This is a genomic window from Streptomyces netropsis, assembly GCF_014203545.1.
GTDB lineage: Bacteria > Actinomycetota > Actinomycetes > Streptomycetales > Streptomycetaceae > Streptomyces > Streptomyces netropsis.
The window spans coordinates 1,030,522-1,052,968 of the sequence record NZ_JACHJG010000001.1 but is presented as its reverse complement, the minus strand read 5'-3'; the positions used below and the strand labels follow the sequence as shown (position 1 = coordinate 1,052,968).

The following is a 22,447-nucleotide window of genomic DNA, read 5'->3' as shown; positions in this document are numbered from 1 at the left end:
ATGACGCCGTCTAATGCACGAGGAGGAAAGCCATACGACCAGTCTAGCGGTGTCGCGCAAGCCGATTTTCTACGGCGCCCGGGCGGGGGCCGTGCGCGGGCGCGTAGCGAAAGGGGCGGATATGGGGTGATTCATCGATACTCAGGTCAGTCACCACACCCGAGGAGTGATCGTCATGGCAGCTGCCCCCGCGGGCCCGCCGACCGTCTACCCGACGCTGCTGTACCGGGACGCGAAGGCGGCGATCAAGCAGCTCACCGAGGCGTTCGGCTTCACCGCGGCCGCCGTCTACGAGAGCGAGGACGGCACCGTTCTGCACGCCGAGCTCGCCTACGGCAACGGCATGGTGATGCTCGGCTCGAAGGGCCGCAAGGGCGTGTTCGCCGAGGCGATGGGGGACGGCGGGCCGACCGGCGTCTATGTGCTCGTCGAGGACACCGACGCCCACCACCGCCGGGCCGCCGAGCACGGCGTGGAGATCCTGCTGCCGCCCACCGACCAGGAGTACGGATCCCGGGACTACATGGCCAAGGACGCCGAGGGCAACGTCTGGAGCTTCGGGACGTACGCCCCGTTCGGCTCGGGCGGGTAGGGCCGCCCGGGGGTGCCGTACGGGGCGTACGGGGGATCCGGCGTCTACACCCCGCCCCGGTGGACCTGGAACGCGGCCCGGCGCACCGCCTTGGCGAGGGCCGGGTCGGGGTGGGCCGCGGCGAGGGCGACCAGCACCTGGACGGTGCGGGGGTGGCCCACGGCGCGGATCTCCTCCAGCAGGCCCGGCACGGTGCCCTGCACGGCCGAGTCCAGGTGGCGGACGAGCAGCCGGCTCTCGCCGTGGTCGGCGACGGCGGCGGCGGTGTCCACCCACAGCCAGGTCGCCTCCTCCCGGGTGAGGACCTCGGCGGCCGCCTCCTCCGGGTCGTGCCCCTCGTGTTCCGCGAGCCACAGGAGCGCGTACGGCCGCACGCACGGCTCCAGGGCCGCCGCCCGCACGGCGGGCTCGGCGGGCGCGCCCACCGCGCGCAGCGCCTCGAAGGCGAGCCCGCGGACCAGCGCGTCGTCGCCGCGGGCCGCCTCCAGCAGGTCGTGGACGGCGCTGCGCACGGGCCTCGCGGCGAGCCAGGCCCGGTACTCGGCGCGGGCGGGACCGGGGGTGAGGTCGGCGCAGCCGCGCAGCATGGCCTCGGCGGACAGCTCGATGTTCCCGGCGGGGCTCTGGGCGGCGACGCAGATCCGCTCGAGCTTGACCCAGACCGCCCAGTTGCCGAGGGGGGTGAGGAGGGCCTCGCGGGTGTCGCCGACGACGGACCCGGGACCGGCGTCGGACCCGGCACGGGCCGCGGCCGGCGCGTGCTGCCCGCCCCGCATGACCAGTGCCCCGACGGAGGCGAGCCCTTCGAGGGCCCAGTCGAGCAGCCCGGCCAGCGGGTCCGCCGCGCCCGGTGCGGGCGGGGCGGGCGGGGCGGGCTGGGGCCACGGCACGGCGGGGTTGCCGTAGGGGACCTCGCAGCGTTCGGCGCGGATCTCGGCGACGCGCTGCTGGAGGATGTCGAGCAGCATCGCGACGGAGACCGGGCCCGCCGAGAGGTGCATGACGGACAGCAGCTGCGGGGCGGCCTCGACGACCTCGGCGGCGATGGTCGGGTCCGTCCCGGCGGGTTCCGGGTGGGCGAGGGACCAGGCGTCGAAGAGGGCGACCCAGCCGCGCAGCACGGCGCTGTCGTCCCGGTCCCAGGCCTGGAGCCGCCAGCCGGGGCGGGCGGTGTCACCGTGGAGTTCGACGAGACCGGCGAGGCGGGCCCGGTCCCAGTCGGCGCGCACCTGCCGGTCGGTGAGCCGCAGCGCGTCGGCGGCCCGCCGGGCCGTGTCGTCGCAGAGTCCGCCGGCCTCGCCGGGCCGCAGCGAGGTGCCGCGGCCGCATTCGGCGGCCACCCAGCGGGCCAGCCGGACGGCGCCGGTGAGGCCGCCTCTGGCCTGCCGGGCGAGTTCCGTCGGCGCGGGGGTGCCCGCGGGCGGGCGGGGCGCCGGTCGGGAGCCGCGGTTCGCCACGGCCCGGCGGGCAGCGGCGATCGGCTGTCGGGGGACCAGTCTGAGCCGGGAGTCGCGCGGAGTACGGGACGTCACAGGAGCAGTCTTGCCGTTGACGCTCCGAAAACCCAATCGGGATCAACTATCCAGCCGTTCAGGGCCGGTAACCGGCGGTACGGAATGCTCGCGTCCGGCCTCGGGGGCCCCTCGGTGCCCTCGCGTCCCCCCGGTTCCGGGCCCGGTTCCGAGCCCGTTCCCAGGCCCGTTTCCAAGCCCGTTTCCGCCTCGGAGCGAGCCTCGGAGCGAGCCTCAGATCAAGGGCGTCAGGAAGCGTCGCAGCGCCTCTTCGTAGCCCGCGGGGTTCGCGTTCCACATCGCGGCGTGCGGGGCGTGCGGGACGGTGTGCGGGTGGATCAGCTCCGGCCGGCGCGCGGTGAGCGCCCGGGAGTGCTCCCAGGGCGCCAGGGTGTCGCCGGGACCGTGCACGAGCAGGGCCGGAACGGTCAGCCGGGCGGGGTCGGTGGCGGTGATCAGCCCGCCCGGGGCCAGGCCCGTGCGGCCCTCGGCGGCCCGTACGGCGAACGGGAGCAGCGCGGCGGGGACCCGGTGGGCGGTGGCGAAGGAGCGCACCAGCAGGGGCCAGTCGAGGACGGGCGAGTCCATGACGAGTCCCACGACGCGGTGGCACAGCGCGGAGTCCAGGGCGGCCAGGAGGGCCATGGTGGCGCCGGTGGACCAGCCGTGCAGGACGACGCGGCGCGCGCCGTAGCGGAGGGCGTAGCGGATGGCCGCGTCGAGATCGCGCCATTCCGCGGCGCCGAATCGGCTGATTCCGTCCCTCGGGCGGGGAGCCCCGGGGTCACCGCGGTAGGCGACGTCGAGGACGGGGACCCGCAGGGCGCGCAGGAACGGCATGACGACCATGGGGTGCTCGCGGGTGGTGCCGATGCCGTGCACGGTGATCACCCAGGTGTCGCGGGGGCCGGGCACGAACCAGGCGGGCAGCGGCCCGAGCTCGCCGGGCACCTCGACGTCGGCGTGGTCGAGGCCGAGGGCGTCGCGCGGATTGCCGGAGTAGACCTGCGGGGTGAGCCACGCGCGCGTGCCCGGCAGCACCATGCCGTGGGTGACGCGCTCCAGGCGGCGCACGACGCAGTCGGCGGGGTGCTCGTCCCCCACGACGGGGCCGACGACGGCGTGCAGGCCACGCGCGACCAGCCCGTACGTACCGGGGCGCTCGCTGGCGAGGCTGCGGGTGAGGGTGACCGTGCCGTCCCCGGTGGCGTGCACCGTCAGCTGTGGTTCGCCGGGCGGCGGGCGGCCCGGCGCGGGCTTGAGGGCGGCGTCGCTCGCGTACCGTCCGGCCGCCAGGACGGCCGCTCCGGCACCGAGTACGGTCGTGGCGGCCGTGACGAGAGGGGCCGCCGCTGTACGCGGGCGCATCCCTTCCAGTGTGGGCGGCCCCGGCGCCCGCGGCCAGTGGGCGGCCCCTCCCGTCTCTCGTCACCGCCACGGACGCCGGGGCGTGGCGGGGGTCAGCGCTGCCCGTAGCCGCGGAGTTTCTCGGCGACCTCGGCGACCTGGGCTCCGGTCAGCAGCGTCGGGGTGTGGCCGGGGACGGTGGCGGCGGTCAGCCAGAGGCGGCACATCCATTCCAGCTGGGCCGTGCGGTCGTACGCCTGGTCGAGGGTGCTGCCGTAGGTGACCGTGCCGTGGTTGCGCAGCAGGGCGCCGGTGCGCCCGTCGAGGGCGTCCAGCAGGTGGCCGGCCAGTTCCTCGGTGCCGTAGAGGGCGTAGAGGGCGACCCGGACCGGTCCGCCGAGGGCCGCCGCCATGTAGTGGACCAGCGGCAGCTCGTCGACGAGGGTGGAGACGGCGGTGGCGTGGACGGCGTGGGTGTGCACGATCGCCCGGGCGTCGGTGGCGCGGTAGACGGCGAGGTGCATGGGCAGCTCGCTGGTGGGGGTCAGCTCGCCGAGGACCCGGCGGCCGTCGAGGTCGACGCCGACGGCGTCGTCGGGGCCGAGCCGGTCGTAGGGGACTCCTGAGGGAGTGACAAGAACAACATCGCCGACCCGGGCGGAGACGTTGCCGGAGGTGCCCACCACCAGGCCCTCCGAGGTGGTGCGACGGGCCGTGGTGACCACGTCCGCCCATGTCCGCGGGATCTCCCCGTATGCGGCTATCCGATCTCCGGTCACCGTCATCGTTATCCGCCTCCGTTTCGCGTCACTGCTCAGCCCGTTCCAGTTCACCTTCCGTTCACCCAGGGTCCCTACGGTCGCCGCGTACTGACCATCGAGCTGATTGCCTGGGTGAATGGAAAACATCACGCTTCTCATCGGGATCGTGATCGTCACGGCCTTGGTGTTCGACTTCACGAACGGCTTCCACGACACGGCCAACGCCATGGCCACCACCATCTCCACCGGGGCGCTCAAGCCCAAGACCGCGGTGGCCATGTCGGCCGTGCTCAATCTCGTCGGCGCGTTCCTGTCCGTGGAGGTCGCGGCCACGATCTCCAAGGGCATCGTCGACGAATCAGGCATCAGACCGGAGATCATCTTCGCCGGACTGGTCGGCGCGATCGTCTGGAACCTGCTCACCTGGCTCGCGGGCCTTCCCTCCAGTTCCTCGCACGCGCTGTTCGGCGGCCTGATCGGCGCGACCATCGCCTCGGTGGGCATGGACGCCGTCCACGGTGACGCCGTCGTCATGAAGGTCCTCATCCCCGCCGTCGTCGCCCCGATCGTGGCCGGCCTGGCGACCGTGCTGGCGACCCGCCTGACCTACCGCCTGGCGCGCAACACCGACCCCGAGGCCAGCGCCAAGGGTTACCGCGCCGGCCAGATCGCCTCGGCCGCCCTGGTCTCCCTCGCCCACGGCACCAACGACGCCCAGAAGACCATGGGCATCATCACCCTCGCCCTGATCTCCGGCGGCGCACTGGGCGCGGACGCAGACCCGCCGCTGTGGGTCATCGCCTCCGCCGGCATCGCCATCGCGCTCGGCACCTACCTCGGTGGCTGGCGCATCATCCGCACCCTGGGCAAGGGTCTCGCAGACATCCAGCCGCCGCAGGGCTTCGCCGCCCAGACCGGTGCCGCCGTCACCATCCTGGCCTCCTCCCACATCGGCTTCGCGCTCTCCACCACCCAGGTCTGCTCCGGCGCCGTCATGGGCGCGGGCATGGGCCGCAAGGGCGGCGTGGTGCGCTGGTCCACCGCCGGGCGCATGCTCGCCGCCTGGGGCCTGACCCTCCCCGCCGCCGGCCTCGTCGGTGCCGGTGCCGCGCTCCTCGCCGACCAGGGCGACTGGGGCGTCGCCACGGTGGCCGTGCTCGCCGTCGCCGTCTGTGGGGCGATCTGGCTGGCCTCGCGTCGCAAGCCCGTGACGCACGACAACGTCAACGAGCTCGACACTGCGGACGCCGAGCCCGCCGGTGTCGTCACCACCGCCCTCCAGGCCGTCGCCCCGCCGCCGGCCGGCCCCGTCCCGGCCCCGGCCGCCGCGGCTCACCGCGAGCCCGAGCGGGCCCCGGCCGCCGCGACCGGCTGACGCCGGACCAGCCAGCCTTAAGGAAGAACGCAATGAACATCGACTGGGCAGCTCTCGGCCAGGTCTTCGGCGTCAGCCTCGTCGTCACCGTCGCGATGGTGGGCGTCTTCACCCTCGGCATCGTCGGCACGTCCCGCAAGCCCCAGGGCACGCGGGACGGCGCCGCCGGCGCGGCGGCGGCCACCACCGCGCCGACCGCGACGGCGCGCACCGGCGCGTACGCCTGCTTCGCGCTGTGCGCGGCCGCCGTCGCGTACGGCATCTACCTCATCGTCGCCTGATCGTCCGCTGACGACGGTCCGCCGAGAAGGCCCGGGGCGGCCATGGCCGCAGGTCAAACGTGAGTTGACGGCCGTTCCCGGGCCGTGGTGGACTTCCGGGGCCAAACGGCGACAGCAAGAGGAAGCCGGTGCGAGTCCGGCGCGGTCCCGCCACTGTCACCGGGGAGCGCTCCCCCACCCCGTGGGTCCATAGGGGTCACGGCTCGTCGAAGCGAGCTGGAAGACCGGGGGCGGCGCCGATCCGGGAGCCAGGAGACTCTGGTCGCCGGTCACGTCGAACCAGGGCGCGGACCCTGAGTGAGGACACATCGCGATGCCCGGCTGCCGCCCCACACCCCCTCCCCCCGCTTTCCGCGCACCCCTCCGAGGCGTGACGGCGGTCTGATCCGATGCGTGCCGATCACGTCGGTTTCGCGTCCGGTGCCGCGCTCGGCTTTCTCGGCGACCTCCTCGTGGGCGACCCCCGCCGCGGCCATCCCGTGGCCGCCTTCGGGCGCGCCGCGCAAGGCCTCGAGGAGAGGCTGTGGCGCGACCACCGCGGCTACGGCGCCCTGCACACCCTGCTGTGCGCGGGGGGTACCGCCGCGGCCGCCGGGCTGCTGACCCGTGCCGTACGGAACTCCCCCCGCGCGCACGTCGCGCTGACCGCCGCCGCCACCTGGGCCGTGCTCGGCGGCACGTCCCTGGGTCGCGAGGCCCGGGCCGTCGGCGGCGCCCTGGAGGCCGGGGACCTGGACGTCGCCCGGGAGCGGCTGCCGCATCTGTGCGGCCGTGACCCGCAGGCGCTGGACGGGCAGCAGATCGCGCGGGCGGTCGTCGAATCCGTCGCCGAGAACACCTCCGACGCCGTCGTGGGCGCCCTCGTCTGGGGCGCCCTCGGCGGTGTGCCCGGGCTCGTCGGCTTCCGCGCGGTCAACACCCTGGACGCGATGGTCGGCCACAAGTCCGCGCGCTACCGGCGGTTCGGCTGGGCCTCGGCCCGTCTCGACGACGTCGTCGGCTGGCCCGGCGCCCGGCTCACCGCCGCCCTCGCCGTCCTGGCCGGCCCCGATCCGCGGGGCGCCTGGCGGGTGGCCCGGCGCGACGCCGCCCGGCACCCCAGCCCCAACGCGGGCCCCGTCGAGGCCGCCTTCGCCGGTGCGCTCGGCGTCCGGCTGGGCGGCACCCTCGCCTACGCGGGCCGCGTCGAGCACCGCCCCGTCCTGGGCGCGGAGCTGCGCCCGGTCCGGGCGGCCGACATCGAGCGCGCGGTGCGGCTCTCGCGCCGGGTGTCGCTGCTGGCCCTCGGGGTCGCGATCGCCGGGCGGTACGCCCTCACCGGCGCGCGGGCCGCGACGCGCTCCACGAGCGGTGCGGCGACCGGCCGCGCCCTGGGCAGACTTCCGGCAGCCGTCCCGGCCGTACGGACAGCACTACGGATCCCACAGCGGGTCATATCTCCCACGCAGCGCAGGAGGAACCGGTGACAGCGGACAGGAGCGGGCCCACGGGCCCGCTGGGCGGGGGCCTGCTGGTGGCCGGGACCACCTCGGACGCGGGCAAGAGCGTGGTCACCGCCGGGATCTGCCGGTGGCTGGTCCGCAAGGGCGTCAAGGTCGCGCCCTTCAAGGCGCAGAACATGTCGCTGAACTCGTTCGTGACGCGCGAGGGCGCCGAGATCGGCCGGGCGCAGGCCATGCAGGCCGCCGCCGCCCGCGTCGAGCCCAGCGCCCTGATGAACCCGGTGCTCCTCAAGCCCGGCAGCGACCGCAGCAGCCAGGTGGTGCTGCTGGGCAAGCCGGTGGGCGAGCTCAGCGCGCGCGGGTACTTCGGGGGGCCCGGGGGTTCCGACGGGCCCGGGGGGTCTTCGGGCGCGTCACTGTACGGCGGGCGGCGGGAGGCGCTGCTCGGGACGGTGACGGAGTGTCTGGAGGAGCTGCGGCGCACGCACGACGCGGTGATCTGTGAGGGCGCCGGCAGTCCGGCCGAGATCAATCTGCGTCGCACGGACATCGTCAACATGGGCATCGCGCGCGCGGCCCGGCTGCCGGTCGTCGTGGTCGGCGACATCGACCGGGGCGGGGTCTTCGCGTCCTTCTTCGGTACGACGGCGTTGCTGTCCCGCGCGGACCAGGCGCACATCGCGGGCTACATGGTCAACAAGTTCCGGGGCGATGTGACGCTCCTGGAGCCGGGCCTCGCGATGCTGCGGGACCTCACCGGCCGGCCGACCGTGGGTGTGCTGCCGTTCGCGCACGGCCTCGGCATCGACGAGGAGGACGGTCTGCGGGTCTCGATGCGCGGCGCGGTGCGCGAGTCGGTGGTGGCCCCGCCGCACGGCGCGGACGTGCTGCGGGTCGCGGTCTGCGCGGTGCCGCTGATGTCGAACTTCACGGACGTGGACGCGCTGGCCGCGGAGCCGGGCGTGATCGTGCGCTTCGTCGACCGCCCGGAGGAGCTGGCCGACGCGGACCTGGTGATCGTGCCGGGTACCCGGGGAACGGTGAAGGCGCTGGCCTGGCTGCGCGAGCGCGGGCTCGCGGACGCCATCGCCCGGCGCGCGGCGGAGGGCCGTCCGGTGCTGGGCATCTGTGGCGGCTACCAGCTGCTGGGCGAACGCATCGAGGACGACGTGGAGTCCCGGGCCGGCACGGTCGAGGGCCTCGGGCTGCTGCCGGTGCGGGTGCGGTTCGCCCGGGAGAAGACGCTGGCGCGACCGGTCGGCGAGGCGCTCGGCGAGCGGGTGGAGGGCTACGAGATCCACCACGGCGTCGCGGAGGTGACCGGCGGGGACGAGGCGTTCATCTCCGATGGCCAAGGACGCGGCCTGGACGGCTGCCGGGTGGGTTCGATCTGGGGCACGCACTGGCACGGCTCGCTGGAGAGCGACGGCTTCCGCCGGGCGTTCCTGCGGCGCGTGGCGGACGCGGCGGGCCGGGCCTTCGTACCGGCGCCGGACACGAGCTTCGCGGCGCTGCGTGAGGAACAGCTGGACCGGCTCGGTGACCTGATCGAGCGGCACGCGGACACGGACGCGCTGCTGCGGCTGATCGAGGGGGGCGTGCCGGCCGGGCTGCCGTTCGTCCCGCCCGGTGCGCCCGCCCACCCCGCCGACGCCCCCGCGGGCGAGAGGCCGGCCGTGCCCGCACAACCGTCGGACGGTGCGGCGGACACCACGGTGAACGCCGCCGCCTCCGACGCGCCCGACCAGAGCCATTCCTTTGAAGCCCTTGAAGGGGGTACCCGCTGATGGCCTCGGCCACCTACCCGTTCACCGCGGTCGTCGGGATGGACGACATGCGGTTGGGCCTGCTGCTCAACGCGATCTCGCCGTCGATCGGCGGTGTGCTCGTCCGAGGCGAGAAGGGGACCGCCAAGAGCACGATGGTGCGCGGCATCGCGGCGCTGATGCCCGCCGTCGACGTCGTCACCGGCTGCCGTTTCTCCTGCGATCCCGCCCTGCCCGATCCCGCCTGCCCCGACGGCCCGCACCCCGACGGCGCCGACGCGGCCGGCGACGCGCGCGCGGCCAGGATGGTCGAACTGCCGGTCGGCGCCTCCGAGGACCGGCTCGTCGGCGCGCTCGACATCGAACGGGCCCTGTCGGAGGGCGTGAAGGCCTTCGAGCCGGGCCTGCTGGCCGACGCGCACCGCGGCGTGCTGTACGTCGACGAGGTCAATCTGCTCCACGACCACCTGGTCGACCTGCTGTTGGACGCCGCCGCCATGGGCTCCTCCTACGTCGAGCGCGAGGGCGTCTCCGTCCGCCACGCGGCCCGTTTCCTGCTCGTCGGGACGATGAACCCCGAGGAGGGCGAGCTGCGACCGCAGTTGCTGGACCGCTTCGGGCTGACCGTGGAGGTCGCGGCCTCGCGGGAGACCGACGAGCGGGTCGAGGTCGTGCGCCGCAGGCTCGCCTACGACGAGGACCCGGCGGCGTTCGCCGCCAAGTGGGCCGCCGAGGAGGACGCGCTGCGCGAGCGGATCGCCGCCGCCCGCGCGCTGCTGCCGGGTGTACGGCTGGGTGACGGCGCGCTGCGCCGGATCGCCGCGGTGTGCGCCGGGTTCGAGGTCGACGGCATGCGCGCGGACATCGTGACCGCGCGGACGGCGACGGCGCTCGCCGCCTGGGCGGGGCGTACGGACGTGACCGCCGAGGACGTGCGGCAGGCGGCGCTGCTGGCGCTGCCGCACCGGCGTCGGCGCAACCCCTTCGACGCGCCGGGGCTGGACGAGGACCGGCTGGACGAGATCCTCCGTCAGTTCGAGGAGGACGAGCCGGAGCCCGAGCCGGAGGACCCGGACGGCGGGCCCGACGACGGCCCCGGCGGCGGGGAGAACCCCGAGGACGGGCAGCCGGGCACCCCGGACGTCCCGGAGCAGCGGGAGGAGCCCGCGCGGGGCGACGACGGCGGGGTGGACTCGCCCGCCCCCCGTGAGCCGTCGGCCGCCCCCGAGGACGCGCCGAGTGCCCAGGCCGATCAGCCGGACCCGGCGGGTCAGTCCGGTCGGTCCGATCGGTCCGAGGACGGCGAGAGCGTCGTCGTGGGGGCCGCCGAGCCGTTCCGGACGCGCAAGCTCGACGTGCCCGGGCTCGGCGAGGGCGCCGACGGGCGACGTTCCCGCGCGCGCACCGCGCACGGCCGGACCACGGGGGCACGCCGCCCCCGGGGCGCCCTGTCCAAGCTGCACCTGGCGGCGACCGTGCAGGCGGCGGCGCCGCACCAGCGGGCGCGCGGCCGTTCGGGACCGGGCCTGGTGGTGCGCCGGGACGATCTGCGGGAGGCGGTGCGCGAGGGACGCGAGGGCAATCTCGTGCTGTTCGTCGTGGACGCCTCCGGTTCGATGGCGGCCCGTAAGCGGATGGGCGCGGTCAAGGGCGCGGTGCTGTCGCTGCTGCTCGACGCGTACCAGCGCCGCGACAAGATCGGCATGATCACCTTCCGGGGGTCGGGCGCGACGGTGGCGCTGCCGCCGACGTCGTCGGTGGAGGCGGGCGCGGCGCGGCTGGAGAAGCTGCCGACCGGTGGCCGCACCCCGCTGGCGGCCGGGCTGCTCCAGGCGCACGAGGTGCTGCGGCTGGAGCGGTTGCGGGATCCGTCGCGGCGGCCGCTGCTGGTCGTGGTGACCGACGGGCGGGCCACGGGCGGCCCCGAGCCGCTGGTGCGGGCCTCGCGGGCGGCACGGCTGCTGGCGGGCGAGGGCACGGCGTCGGTGGTCGTCGACTGCGAGTCGGGGCCGGTGCGGCTCGGGCTGGCGGGCGAGCTGGGCCGCGAGCTGCGCGGACCGGTCGTGACCCTCGACGAGCTGCGCGCGGACAGCGTCTCCGCGCTGGTCAGGACCGTTACGAACACGAACTCCAGGAGGGCCGCGTAATGCCACAGGGACAGCCGACCGTCGTACCCGACGACGGGCTCACCACGCGTCAGCGCCGCAACCGGCCGTTGGTCTTCGTCCACACCGGTATCGGCAAGGGCAAGTCGACGGCCGCGTTCGGGCTGGCGCTGCGGGCATGGAACCAGGGCTGGCCCATCGGGGTGTTCCAGTTCGTGAAGTCGGCGAAGTGGAAGGTCGGCGAGGAGAACGCGCTGCGGGTGCTCGGCGCCTCGGGCGAGGGCGGGACCGTCGACTGGCACAAGATGGGTGAGGGCTGGTCGTGGATCCAGCGCGACGCCAAGGAGGGGGAGCTCAGCAACGAGGAGAAGGCCCGCGAGGGCTGGGAGCAGGTCAAGCGGGACCTGGCGGCGGAGAAGTACAAGCTGTACGTGCTGGACGAGTTCGCGTACCCGATGCACTGGGGGTGGATCGACACGGACGAGGTGGTCTCGGTGCTGCGCGACCGCCCCGGCACGCAGCACGTCGTGATCACCGGCCGCAACGCCCCGCAGGCGCTGGTGGAGTTCGCGGATCTGGTGACCGACATGTCGAAGGTCAAGCACCCGATGGACGCCGGTCAGAAGGGCCAGCGGGGCATCGAGTGGTGAGTACGCACATCCCCCGTCTGGTCATCGCCGCCCCGGCCTCCGGCAGCGGGAAGACGACCGTCGCCACCGGGCTGATGCGGGCCTTCGCGGACGCCGGGCTGGCGGTGTCGCCGCACAAGGTCGGCCCGGACTACATCGACCCCGGCTATCACACGCTCGCGACGGGCCGCCCGGGCCGCAACCTGGACGCCTACATGTGCGGTCCCCAGCAGGTGGAGCCGCTGTTCCTGCACGGGGCGGCGGGCTGCGACCTCGCGGTGGTCGAGGGCGTGATGGGCCTGTACGACGGGGCCAGCGGCCAGGGCGAGCTGGCGTCGACGGCCCATGTGGCGAAGCTGCTGCGGGCGCCGGTGGTGCTGGTCGTCGACGCGTCGTCGCAGTCGCGTTCGGTGGCGGCACTGGTGCACGGCTTCGCGTCCTGGGACCCGGAGGTGCGGGTCGCGGGCGTGATCCTCAACAAGGTCGGCTCGGACCGCCACGAGCGGTTGCTGCGCGAGGCGCTGGACGAGTCCGGCGTCCCGGTGCTGGGCGCGCTGCGGCGTGCTCCGGCCGTGCACACGCCGAGCCGCCACCTGGGTCTGGTGCCGGTCGCCGAGCGCAGCACGGAGGCCCTCGACGCGGTGGCCGCGCAGGCGGCCCAGGTCCGCGAGGGCTGCGACCTCGAGGCCCTGCTGGCGCTGGCGCGCAGCGCGCCCGCGCTGACGGACGAGGCGTGGGACCCGGGCGCGTTGCGGGCAGGCGTTCCGCAGGGCGACGGGACCGCCTCCGGCGTTGAGGCCGCCGGGCCGCAGCCGAACGGCACGCGTCCCGTCGTGGCCGTCGCCGGCGGTGCCGCGTTCACCTTCTCGTACGCGGAACACACGGAGCTGCTGACCGCCGCGGGCGCGGAGGTCGTGACGTTCGACCCGCTGAGGGACGAGAAGCTGCCCCCCGACACCGCCGGCCTCGTCATCGGCGGTGGCTTCCCCGAGATGTACGCCCCGGAGCTGTCCGCCAACGAGCCCCTGCGCAAGGCCGTGGCCGACCTGGCGGCGAGCGGGGCGCCGGTGGCCGCCGAGTGCGCGGGACTGCTGTACCTCTCCCGCTCCCTCGACGGGAAGCCGATGTGCGGGGTGCTCGCGGCGGAGGCGCGGATGTCGGAGCGCCTGACCCTCGGCTACCGCGAGGCCGTGGCGATCGCGGACAACCCGCTGGCCGCGGCCGGGACGCGGGTGCGCGGCCACGAGTTCCACCGCACGGTGATCGAGCCGGGCGCGGGCGCGACGCCCGCGTGGGGGTTCACCTCCCCGGAGCGTCGCGTCGAGGGCTTCGTGCGGGGCGGGGTCCACGCGTCGTATCTGCATGTGCACTGGGCGGGCGCGCCCGGCACGGCGGAGCGGTTCGTGGCGGGGCTGCCGCGCCGGTGACGCCGGCTCACGAGGGCGGCGTCGAGCGCGCCACCGGGCCGCTGTTCGTGGGGGTCGGGGCGCGCCGGGGGGCCGGCGTCGAGGAGGTGGTGTCGCTGATCGCGCGCACGCTGGCGGAGGCGGGGCGGGGCACGGGCTGTGTCGTCGCGGTCGTCGCGCTGGCGACGGCGGACGTGAAGGCCGACGAGGCGGGTCTGGTCGCGGCGGCGGGGCGGCTGGGGGTGCCGCTGCTGGCGTACGGGGCCGGGGAGTTGGCCGCGGTGCCGGTGCCACGGCCGTCGGCGGCCGTGCTCGCCGCCGTGGGGACGCCGGGGGTGGCCGAGGCCGCCGCGCTGCTGGCCGCCGGCCCCGGCGGGGTGCTGGTCGTGGGCAAACGGAAGTCGGCGCGGGTCACGTGCGCGATCGCGGGCCCCGGGCCCCTCTCGTCGCCCTCGCCGTTGCCCGGACCCGGGTGACGGGCCTTCGGTCTTCGTCAGTAACGTGGGACGGTCCTGCCCGTACCTGCCGGTACCGGCAGGAGCCCACGCGTCTCCCCCGTACCGATCCGCACCAAGGCGAAAAGGTGGCCCAAGGCCATGCACACATCCACGGAACCCGATCTGCGTCATCACGGTGACGCCGAAGTGCGGGGCGGCGGGGCGGAACTGACGGATCTGGCGGTCAACGTCCGTTCCGGCACTCCCCCGGTGTGGCTCCGGGAGCGCCTGGTCGCGTCGCTGGACGGGCTCGCCGCGTACCCGGACGGGCGGGCTGCGCGGCGCGCGGTGGCCGCGCGGCACGGGCTGCCGGAGGAGCGGGTGCTGCTGACGGCGGGTGCGGCTGAGGCGTTCGTGCTGCTCGCCCGGGCGCTCGACGTGCGCCGACCCGTCGTCGTGCACCCGCAGTTCACCGAGCCGGAGGCCGCGCTGCGCGACGCCGGGCACACCGTGGACCGGGTACTGCTGGACCCGGAGGACGGATTCCGGCTGGATCCGCGGGCGGTACCGGGGGACGCGGATCTGGTGGTGGTCGGCAATCCCACCAACCCCACATCCGTGCTGCACCCGGCGCAGTCCCTGGCCCAGCTCGCGCGTCCGGGGCGGACGCTGGTGGTGGACGAGGCGTTCATGGACGCGGTGCCGGGCGAGCAGGAGTCCCTGGCGTCCCGTACGGACCTGCCGGGGCTGATCGTGCTGCGCAGCCTCACCAAGACCTGGGGCCTGGCGGGGCTGCGCATCGGCTACGTGCTGGCCTCGCCCGGCACCATAGCCAGGCTGGAGCGGGCGCAGCCGCTGTGGCCGGTGTCGTCGCCGGCGCTGGCGGCCGCGGAGGTGTGCAGCGCTGCCCCCGCACTCGCCGAGGCCACCGACGCGGCGCACCGGATCGCGACCGACCGGGCCTATCTGGAAGGGCGGCTGGCGAAGTTCACGGAGGTGTCCGTGTGCGGTCCGGCGGCCGGGCCGTTCCTGCTGCTCCGGCTGCCGGACGCGGCGGGGGTCAGGTCCCGGCTGCGGGGGCTGGGGTTCGCGGTCAGGCGTGGGGACACCTTCCCCGGGCTGGGCCCGGACTACCTGCGTCTGGCGGTCCGGGACCGGGCGACCACGGACCGCTTCACGGAGGCGCTGGCGACGGCGCTGACCGACCGCTAGGGCCTGGCCGGCCGGTTGACGGGGTGGGCGACACGAGCGCCGTGTCGCGGGCCCGCGCTTCGCCGGGATGCCGCTGCGCGGACGGGCCGCGCCTGCGGCCCGCCGGGCCCCGCAACGGCGGACGAGCCGTCGGCTGCCACCGGCCGGACGGGTCCCGGGTGCGGCTGGGAACACCTCCGCACGGTCCGACGCCCCGGCCCCGCGGGTCACGGCCGGAGCTCAGCCCTCCCTGCGGGCAGCGGCACGGCGGCGGGTGGCGATCAGCGTGCCGCCGCCCGCGACGACGAGGAGCCCGGCCGCGCCCGCGACGTACGGCGTGGCGGAGCTGCCGCCGGTCTCGGCGAGGTTGTCCGCCGTGACGGGCTTGGCACCGGCCCCGGTCTGGGTCTTCGTGTCCGTGCCGCCGTGGTCCGGGGTGGCGGCGGGCCCGCTCGGCGTCGACCGGTCCACGGGGCCCTTGGGCGTACGGCAGCCGGCCCGGGCGAGGGTCACCTGTCCCTCGACCTCGGCGACGTTCAGCTTCAGGGGGTTGACGGAGACCTTCAGGTCGAGTGCCGTCGCGGCGGCCGTACGCGAGGTGGTCACCGTCCTGGACAGATCGAGCCGGACCTCGCCGACGCCGGGCACCGCGACCTTCGTCGTACCGGCGGTGCTCACCGTGACCTTCTTGCCGAGGACCGTGACGCCGCCGAGCAGATTCGACGTGGCGACCGGCTTCTTCCCCGTTTCGCACACGGCCTTCGAGGTGACCTGCTGGACCTCGACGAGGGAGAGCAGAGGCAGCCCGGGGACGTGCACCCGGGCGTGGAGGAGGTTGGCGTAGCCCTGCGCGGCGCGCCCGTCGGCGGTGGCGCGGGCGGAGGCCGCCTCGGCGCGCAGGATGGTGACGGCTCTGCCCTGCTCGACGCCGGCCAGGGTGACGCCGAGCGCGGTCTTCGCGGCGTTGCCGGGTGCGCGGACCTCGTTGAGCGAGGCGGTGAGCGGCACGTGGACCGATCTGTCGAGCAGGGCCACGTCGAGCGCGGTGCGCAGCACGGCCGCGTCGGCCGTGCCGTCGCCGGTGATGGTGCGGGTGAGCGCGGTGTGGTGGCCGACGGCGCTGGAGGCGTACGCGGGTGCCGCGCCGAGCAGGGCGGGGCCCGCGGCCAGGGCGGTGGCGGTGACCGTCGCGGCTGCCGCGGCGAGCCTGCGTGCGGGCATGCCGAAGGAGGAGCTGGTGGTGCTGGACACGTGTGTGGAACCCCCACGGGAGAATGGAGCCGCCGGCGCGCCAATGGGGGACATCGCGCGCCGACGGCCTCGACTCCGTCATGGTTGTCGCACCGGAGGGTGAACGGACAGTCACCCGACGCCAGTTCAGTCGAACGAGTGCGTTTCGCATTCACGTTCGGTTCTGTGCGACCTGCGGCCCGTCCTGCCGCCTGCGGGCCGTCTGTGCCGCCTGCGGGCCGTCTGTGCCGCCTGCGGCGGCGAGCGCCCTGAGGGCGCGTCTCAAGCGCCGGACGGGCTTGGCGGCTGAGCTCAGCCACAACAAGCCCGTCCGGCGCTTGAGGACACCGCCGCGCAGCGGAGATGCACACGAGAGCACCCCGCAGTCGAAGAAACAGCCGACCAGGCCTACCGCACCACACGCCCCCGCAGGATCACCCGGCTCGGCGTCCCCAGCACCCGGACGTCCGCGCGCGGATCCGCGCCGTAGACGACGAGGTCCGCCGACGCGCCTTCCGTCAGCCCCGGCCTGCCCAGCCATTCACGGGCGCCCCAGGACGCCGCCGAGAGCGCGGCCGACGCCGGGATGCCCGCCTTGACCAGCTCGCCGACCTCCTGGCCCACCAGTCCGTGGGCGAGCGAACCGCCCGCGTCCGTACCGACGTAGACCGGGATGCCCGCGTCGTAGGCGGCGCGGACCGTCTCATAGCGGCGCGCGTGCAGCCGGCGCATGTGGTCGGCCCAGCGCGGGAATTTGCGCTCGCCGCCCTCGGCGAGGCGCGGGAAGGTCGCGATGTTGACCAGGGTCGGCACGATCGCGACGCCGCGCTCGGCGAAGAGCGGGATCGTCTCCTCGGTCAGCCCGGTCGCGTGCTCGATGCAGTCGATGCCCGCCTCCACCAGCGGGGCGAGCGACTCCTCGGCGAAGCAGTGCGCGGTGACCCGCGCGCCCAGCCGGTGCGCCTCGGCGATGGCGGCCTCGACCTCGCCACGCGGCCAGCACGACGACAGATCGCCCGTCTCGCGGTCGATCCAGTCGCCGACGAGCTTGACCCAGCCGTCACCGCGCCGCGCCTCGCGCGCCACGTACGCGACGAGGTCCGCGGGCTCGATCTCATGGGCGTAATTGCGGATGTAGCGGCGCGTACGGGCGATGTGGCGGCCCGCGCGGATGATGCGCGGCAGGTCCTCGCGGTCGTCGATCCAGCGCGTGTCGGACGGGGAGCCCGCGTCGCGCAGCAGCAGCGCGCCCGCGTCGCGGTCGGTCAACGCCTGTTTCTCGCTGGTCGATTCGTCGACCGGGCCGTGGGCGTCGAGCCCCACATGGCAGTGCGCGTCCACGAGGCCGGGCAGCGCCCATCCCTCCACCGTGGTGACGTCCCGCGCCCCCGTCGGCCGGTCGAAGGTGATCCTCCCGCCGACCACCCACAGCTCGTCGCGCACCCCGCTCTCCGGGTCCGCCCCGACCAGCACCCGCCCCTTGATGTGCAGCACACCGCCGTCGCTCATGGACCGCACTGTACGAGCCGGGTGCACCGCGGTACGAGCCCGGCCCCTCCCGTCCGCGAAGGGGCCCCGCGGGCGGGCCGGCGACCGTGCGCCGACGTCGCGCCGCACTCCGTCCCAGGCGGCCCGCATAACGCTTCCAGAATTCTCGGAGACATCCCCCGAATTCCCTTTGCGACAGCTTCCCGCCATTCTCATGCCCGCTTTCCGCGACCCTAAACGCAGGGATTTTATTGCTTCCCCAACGTGAATGGGAACGCACCCCGACATGCCCCCAGCCGTTGTGACAGACCCCACAATCCGTCTGGATTGTCCGGATAATACGGACCAAACCACCCCATGATCGGCCGGTCTCATGCGCGCCTGCGCCCCGCGCGATAACACGGGGACCCTCTTTCGGGTAACCCCATCTCCCGATGCATTTTCTGATTTACCTGGGTAAATTCGATCCCCATGACCGCCGCACATGCAGCCGCACAAACAGACCCCGTACGTGGCCCCGGCGAATTCAGGGAAATGCCGGAGGGCCTGGTTCTCGACGCGCCGCGCGTCGAGGACGGAGCAGCCATCTGGCGCATCGCCCGCGACTCCGAGGCCCTGGACCTCAACTCCTCGTACAGCTATCTGCTGTGGTGCCGCGACTTCGCCGCCACCTCCGTCGTGGCGCGCGACCGGGACGGCGAGCCGGTCGGCTTCATCACCGGCTACCTGCGACCCGACCGGCCGCACACCCTCGTGGTCTGGCAGGTGGCGGTGGACCGGCCGCACCGGGGCCGGGGGCTGGCCGCCGCGCTGCTGGACGGGCTCGTCGGACGCGTCGCCGCACAGCAGGACGTGCGCACCGTCGAGACCACGATCACGCCCGGCAACACCGCCTCGAACCGACTGTTCGGCTCGTTCGCCGAGCGCCACCGCACGGGCGTCGAGCGCGAGGTCCTCTTCGACGACGGCCTCTTCCCGGGCACCGGGCACGAGCCCGAAGTGCTGCACCGCATCGGCCCGCTCGGCGGCCCGCTCGCGGCCTGAAAGCCCCGCCCGCACATCCCCTCACACCGCTTGGAGAACGCCGTGACCATCACCCCGCCCGCGCTCAGTGTCTTCGAGACCCTGGAGTCGGAGGTCCGCAGTTATTGCCGCAGTTGGCCCGCGGTCTTCGACCGCGCCCAGGGCAGTTACCTGTTCGACGAGGACGGGCACCGGTACCTGGACTTCTTCGCCGGCGCCGGGGCGCTGAACTACGGCCACAACAACCCCGTCCTGAAACGGGCGTTGATCGACTACCTGGAACGGGACGGCATCACGCACGGCCTCGACATGGGCACGACGGCGAAACGGGCCTTCCTGGAGTCCTTCCAGGACAACGTCCTGCGACCGCGTGACCTGCCGTACAAGGTGATGTTCCCCGGCCCGACGGGCACCAACGCCGTGGAGGCGGCGCTGAAGCTGGCGCGGAAGGTCAAGGGGCGCGAGGCGATCGTGTCCTTCACCAACGCCTTCCACGGCATGTCCCTCGGCTCGCTGGCGGTGACCGGCAACGCCTTCAAGCGGGCGGGGGCGGGCATCCCGCTGGTGCACGGCACGCCGATGCCGTTCGACAACTACCTCGACGGCCAGGTCCCGGACTTCCTGTGGTTCGAACGCCTGCTGGAGGACCAGGGATCGGGCCTGAACACCCCCGCCGCCGTGATCGTCGAGACGGTGCAGGGCGAGGGCGGCATCAACGTGGCCCGCCCGGAGTGGCTGCGCGCGCTGGCCGACCTGTGCAAGCGCCGCGACATGCTGCTGATCGTCGACGACATCCAGATGGGCTGCGGCCGCACCGGCGCCTTCTTCTCCTTCGAGGAGGCGGGCATCACCCCGGACATCGTGACCCTGTCGAAGTCGATCGGCGGCTACGGGCTGCCGATGTCACTCACCCTGTTCCGCCCGGAGCTGGACGTGTGGGAGCCGGGCGAGCACAACGGCACCTTCCGCGGCAACAACCCCGCCTTCGTCACCGCCGCCGCGGCCCTGGACACCTACTGGGCCGACGGGCAGCTGGAGAAGCAGACCCTCGTCCGGGGCGAGCAGATCGAGCAGGCGCTGATCGCGATCCGCGCCGAACACCCCGGCCTGGAGACCACCCACCGCGGCCGCGGTCTGGTCTGGGGGCTGGAGTTCGGCGACCCGCAGCGCGCCTCGGCCGTCGCGGCCCGCGCCTTCGAGCTCGGGCTGCTCATCGAGACGTCCGGCCCCCGCAACGAGGTCGTCAAGCTCCTCCCCGCCCTGACCGTCTCGCCCGACGAACTGGACGAGGGGCTGCGCATCCTCGCCCGGGCGGTCCGCGAGACGGCCTGACCCCCTTCCCCCCGTAACCGAGAGAAAGGCACCACCGTGATCGTCCGATCCTTCAAGGACATCGAGGGCACCGACCGGCACGTCAAGGCCGCGTCCGGCACCTGGGAGAGCAAGCGCATCGTCCTCGCCAAGGAGCGCGTGGGCTTCTCCCTGCACGAGACCACGCTCTACGCGGGCACCGAGACGTCGATGTGGTACGCCAACCACATCGAGGCGGTGCTCTGTGTGGAGGGCGAGGCCGAACTCACCAACGACGAGACGGGTGAGCAGCACTGGATCACGCCGGGCACGATGTATCTGCTCGACGGCCACGAGCGGCACACGATGCGCCCGAAGACCGACTTCCGCTGCGTCTGCGTCTTCAACCCGCCGGTCACCGGGCGGGAGGACCACGACGAGAACGGTGTCTACCCGCTGCTGACGGAGGAGGGCTGAACCATGGCCACGGTCACCGACCGGTACCCCACCCGCGGCGCCGTTGAGGTGTCGACCCCGCGCCTCGACCCGGTGGTGTGGTCCGCGCCCGACGCCCCCGGCCCGCTCCTTGCCGCCGAGCTGCGGGACTACGACCGCGACGGCTTCCTGACGGTGGACCGGCTCGTCGACCCGGACGAGGTGACGGTCCTGCGCACCGAGCTCGACCGGCTGATCGCCGATCCGGCGGTACGGGCCGACGAGCGGGCGGTCGTCGAACCGAAGTCGCAGGAGATCCGGTCGGTCTTCGAGGTCCACCGGCTCAGCCGGGTCTTCGCCGATCTGGTGCGCGACCCCCGGGTGGTGGGCAGAGCCCGCCAGATCCTCGGCTCGGACGTCTACGTCCACCAGTCGCGGATCAACGTCAAGCCCGGCTTCGGCGCCTCCGGCTTCTACTGGCACTCGGACTTCGAGACCTGGCACGCCGAGGACGGACTGCCGGGCATGCGGACCGTGTCGGTGTCGATCGCGCTCACCGAGAACCACGACACCAACGGCGGGCTGATGATCATGCCCGGTTCGCACCGGACGTTCCTCGGCTGCGCGGGCGAGACTCCCGAGGACAACTACAAGCGGTCGCTGCGGATGCAGGAGGCGGGCACGCCGTCCGACGAGGCCCTGACGGACCTCGCCGCGCGGCACGGCATCAAGCTCTTCACGGGCCCGGCCGGCTCGGCGACCTGGTTCGACTGCAACTGCATGCACGGGTCCGGCGACAACATCACGCCCTTCCCGCGCAGCAACGTCTTCATCGTCTTCAACAGCGTGGAGAACGCGGCGGGCCCGCCCTTCGCGGCGCCGGCACCGCGGCCCGATTTCGTCGGGGCGCGGGACTTCACCCCGGTGCGCTGAGCGGAACGCCATCGGTACGGCCCGTCCGCACACCGCGCACGGGCCGTACCGGCCGCGCTCAGTACCGGGCGAGCGCCTCCAGCAGCCGGTCGACGTCGGCGGAGGTGTTGTAGAGGTGGAACGCCGCGCGGAGGTTCCCGGCCCGGTCACTGACCGGAATGCCCTCGTCGGTGAGCCGCTCGACGGCGTGTCCGAGCCCGGGGACGGCGACGATCGCGGAGCCGTCGGCGGGCACGGCCCGGCGGCCGAGCGCGTCGAGCCCGGCGCGGAAGCGGTCGGCGAGGGCGCGGTTGTGGCCGTGGATGCGCTCGACGCCGAGCTCCTCGATGAGGGCGAGACTGTCACCGGCGGCGACATAGGAGAAGAGACTGGGACTCTCGTCGAACCGCCGCGCGGACTCCGCCAGCCGCTCCACCGGCCCGTAACAGCTGTTCCAGGGCTCCTCCCCCGCGACCCACCCGGCGAAGACGGGCGTGAGCCCGCCGAGGTCCTCGGGGACGGTGAGGAAGGCGACGCCGCGCGGGCACAGCAGCCACTTGAAGCCGACCCCGACGGTGAAGTCGTGCGCGCTCGCGTCGTACGGCAGCCAGCCGAGCGCCTGGCTGACGTCGACGAGCGTACGGGTCCCGTGCGCCCGGGCGGCCGCGCCGATCCCCTCGAGGTCGGCGATCCGCCCGTCCGCCGACTGGACCGCGCTGACGGCGACGAGAGCCGTACCGGGCCGGATCTCGGTGGCGAGCTTCTCCAGCGGCGCGGTGCGCAGCTGGAGGTCGCGGCGCACGTGGAAGGGGTTGACGAGCGAAGCGAAGTCGCCCTCGGCGACGAGTACTTCCGCTCCGGACGGCAGGGACTGGGCGATCAACCCGCAATAGACCGCGGCCGACCCGCCGGCCGCGACCTGCCGGGCGGGCACGCCGACGAGCCGGGCGAAGGAGCCCCGGGCGTCCTCCACGGCCGCGAATCCCTCCCCGACGACGGGCCGCCCGATGGCGGCGGCCTCGACGGCCGAGGTCATGGCGGTGACGGCCCGGGCGGGGACGAGGCCGGTGGACGCGGTGTTGAGATAGGTCGTCTCGGGCGAGAAGTGGGCGCTTGCCAAGCTCTCCATCCACCCACTATGCGGCGTGCCGATCTGCCCGTCCATGGGCAGTACGCGGGGTTTGGCCACGGGTTGCCCTCGCCGGGAACCGGGGCGGCGTCTGAAG

At 74.1% G+C, this 22,447-nt stretch carries 20 protein-coding genes and 1 riboswitch; of the genes, 14 read left to right on the top strand and 6 right to left on the bottom strand.

Features of this window, described 5'->3' with window-relative positions:
• Nucleotides 1-175 precede the first annotated feature (175 nt).
• Nucleotides 176-592: a VOC family protein gene (locus FHS38_RS04715; RefSeq protein ID WP_184730870.1), complete on the top strand. Its 417-nt coding sequence runs from the start codon at nucleotides 176-178 to the stop codon at nucleotides 590-592.
• Nucleotides 593-636: 44 nt separating this feature from the next.
• On the opposite strand, the gene FHS38_RS04710 is transcribed toward FHS38_RS04715, so the two are convergent.
• The 3 genes from FHS38_RS04710 to FHS38_RS04700 form a co-directional block, all read right to left on the bottom strand.
• Nucleotides 637-2,124 (bottom strand): hypothetical protein, encoded by a 1,488-nt coding sequence (locus tag FHS38_RS04710; RefSeq protein ID WP_184730868.1) that lies wholly within the window; start codon nucleotides 2,122-2,124, stop codon nucleotides 637-639.
• Between the two features lie 213 nt (nucleotides 2,125-2,337).
• A complete protein-coding gene (locus FHS38_RS04705) occupies nucleotides 2,338-3,471 on the bottom strand; it encodes an alpha/beta hydrolase family protein (RefSeq protein ID WP_184730866.1) in 1,134 nt (377 codons plus the stop codon).
• 92 nt (nucleotides 3,472-3,563) lie between these two features.
• Complete coding sequence (locus FHS38_RS04700; RefSeq protein ID WP_184730864.1) at nucleotides 3,564-4,235, bottom strand: class II aldolase/adducin family protein; 672 nt, start codon at nucleotides 4,233-4,235, stop codon at nucleotides 3,564-3,566.
• Between the two features lie 112 nt (nucleotides 4,236-4,347).
• Here FHS38_RS04700 and FHS38_RS04695 point away from each other — a divergent pair, with 112 nt between their 5' ends.
• The 9 genes from FHS38_RS04695 to cobC all read left to right on the top strand — a co-directional run bounded on the left by FHS38_RS04695 (nucleotide 4,348) and on the right by cobC (nucleotide 14,864).
• Nucleotides 4,348-5,586, top strand: coding sequence for an inorganic phosphate transporter (locus FHS38_RS04695; RefSeq protein WP_184730861.1), 1,239 nt, complete (start codon nucleotides 4,348-4,350; stop codon nucleotides 5,584-5,586).
• Nucleotides 5,587-5,618: 32 nt separating this feature from the next.
• Nucleotides 5,619-5,867: a hypothetical protein gene (locus FHS38_RS04690; RefSeq protein WP_184730859.1), complete on the top strand. Its 249-nt coding sequence runs from the start codon at nucleotides 5,619-5,621 to the stop codon at nucleotides 5,865-5,867.
• A 119-nt stretch (nucleotides 5,868-5,986) separates the two neighbouring features.
• Nucleotides 5,987-6,125, top strand: a riboswitch (cobalamin riboswitch).
• A 131-nt stretch (nucleotides 6,126-6,256) separates the two neighbouring features.
• The gene (locus FHS38_RS04685; protein ID WP_184730857.1) at nucleotides 6,257-7,333 is read left to right on the top strand and encodes a cobalamin biosynthesis protein; all 1,077 of its coding nucleotides are present in this window, start codon (nucleotides 6,257-6,259) and stop codon (nucleotides 7,331-7,333) included.
• A gap of 29 nt (nucleotides 7,334-7,362) precedes the next feature.
• Entirely contained in the window at nucleotides 7,363-9,096 is a 1,734-nt protein-coding gene (locus tag FHS38_RS04680; RefSeq protein WP_229822889.1) for a cobyric acid synthase, read from the top strand.
• Nucleotides 9,096-11,222: a putative cobaltochelatase gene (locus FHS38_RS04675; RefSeq protein ID WP_184730855.1), complete on the top strand. Its 2,127-nt coding sequence runs from the start codon at nucleotides 9,096-9,098 to the stop codon at nucleotides 11,220-11,222. The genes FHS38_RS04680 and FHS38_RS04675 overlap by 1 nt, the downstream gene beginning before the upstream one ends.
• A complete protein-coding gene (gene cobO, locus FHS38_RS04670; protein WP_184730854.1) occupies nucleotides 11,222-11,830 on the top strand; it encodes a cob(I)yrinic acid a,c-diamide adenosyltransferase in 609 nt (202 codons plus the stop codon). The genes FHS38_RS04675 and cobO overlap by 1 nt, the downstream gene beginning before the upstream one ends.
• Nucleotides 11,824-13,236 (top strand): cobyrinic acid a,c-diamide synthase CobB, encoded by a 1,413-nt coding sequence (locus FHS38_RS04665; RefSeq protein WP_184730852.1) that lies wholly within the window; start codon nucleotides 11,824-11,826, stop codon nucleotides 13,234-13,236. Before cobO ends, FHS38_RS04665 begins: the two co-directional genes overlap by 7 nt.
• Nucleotides 13,233-13,691, top strand: coding sequence for a cobalamin biosynthesis protein (locus tag FHS38_RS35065; protein WP_373301875.1), 459 nt, complete (start codon nucleotides 13,233-13,235; stop codon nucleotides 13,689-13,691). Before FHS38_RS04665 ends, FHS38_RS35065 begins: the two co-directional genes overlap by 4 nt.
• 120 nt (nucleotides 13,692-13,811) lie before the next feature.
• Nucleotides 13,812-14,864, top strand: coding sequence for an Rv2231c family histidinol phosphate aminotransferase CobC (cobC, locus tag FHS38_RS04660; protein WP_189222432.1), 1,053 nt, complete (start codon nucleotides 13,812-13,814; stop codon nucleotides 14,862-14,864).
• A gap of 219 nt (nucleotides 14,865-15,083) precedes the next feature.
• Here the strand turns inward: cobC and FHS38_RS04655 are convergent, their stop codons facing one another.
• A complete protein-coding gene (locus FHS38_RS04655; protein WP_184731176.1) occupies nucleotides 15,084-16,064 on the bottom strand; it encodes an SCO1860 family LAETG-anchored protein in 981 nt (326 codons plus the stop codon).
• Between the two features lie 417 nt (nucleotides 16,065-16,481).
• Nucleotides 16,482-17,582 carry an amidohydrolase family protein gene (locus tag FHS38_RS04650; protein ID WP_184730850.1) on the bottom strand — a complete coding sequence of 367 codons (1,101 nt, stop codon included), beginning with the start codon at nucleotides 17,580-17,582 and terminating at the stop codon, nucleotides 16,482-16,484.
• Between the two features lie 450 nt (nucleotides 17,583-18,032).
• On the opposite strand from FHS38_RS04650, the gene ectA reads away from it, so the two are divergent.
• Genes ectA through thpD form a run of 4 tightly spaced genes read left to right on the top strand, consistent with a single transcriptional unit; the run spans nucleotide 18,033 to nucleotide 21,242 of the window.
• A complete protein-coding gene (gene ectA, locus FHS38_RS04645) occupies nucleotides 18,033-18,605 on the top strand; it encodes a diaminobutyrate acetyltransferase (RefSeq protein ID WP_184730848.1) in 573 nt (190 codons plus the stop codon).
• Nucleotides 18,606-18,647: 42 nt separating this feature from the next.
• A complete protein-coding gene (gene ectB, locus FHS38_RS04640) occupies nucleotides 18,648-19,916 on the top strand; it encodes a diaminobutyrate--2-oxoglutarate transaminase (protein ID WP_184730846.1) in 1,269 nt (422 codons plus the stop codon).
• Between the two features lie 36 nt (nucleotides 19,917-19,952).
• Nucleotides 19,953-20,351, top strand: a complete 399-nt coding sequence (locus tag FHS38_RS04635) for an ectoine synthase (protein ID WP_184730844.1) — start codon at nucleotides 19,953-19,955, stop codon at nucleotides 20,349-20,351.
• A gap of 3 nt (nucleotides 20,352-20,354) precedes the next feature.
• Complete coding sequence (gene thpD, locus FHS38_RS04630; protein WP_184730842.1) at nucleotides 20,355-21,242, top strand: ectoine hydroxylase; 888 nt, start codon at nucleotides 20,355-20,357, stop codon at nucleotides 21,240-21,242.
• Nucleotides 21,243-21,300: 58 nt separating this feature from the next.
• Here thpD and FHS38_RS04625 read toward each other — a convergent pair whose 3' ends face one another.
• Entirely contained in the window at nucleotides 21,301-22,386 is a 1,086-nt protein-coding gene (locus FHS38_RS04625; protein WP_184731174.1) for an aminotransferase class V-fold PLP-dependent enzyme, read from the bottom strand.
• Between the last annotated feature and the right edge of the window lie 61 nt (nucleotides 22,387-22,447).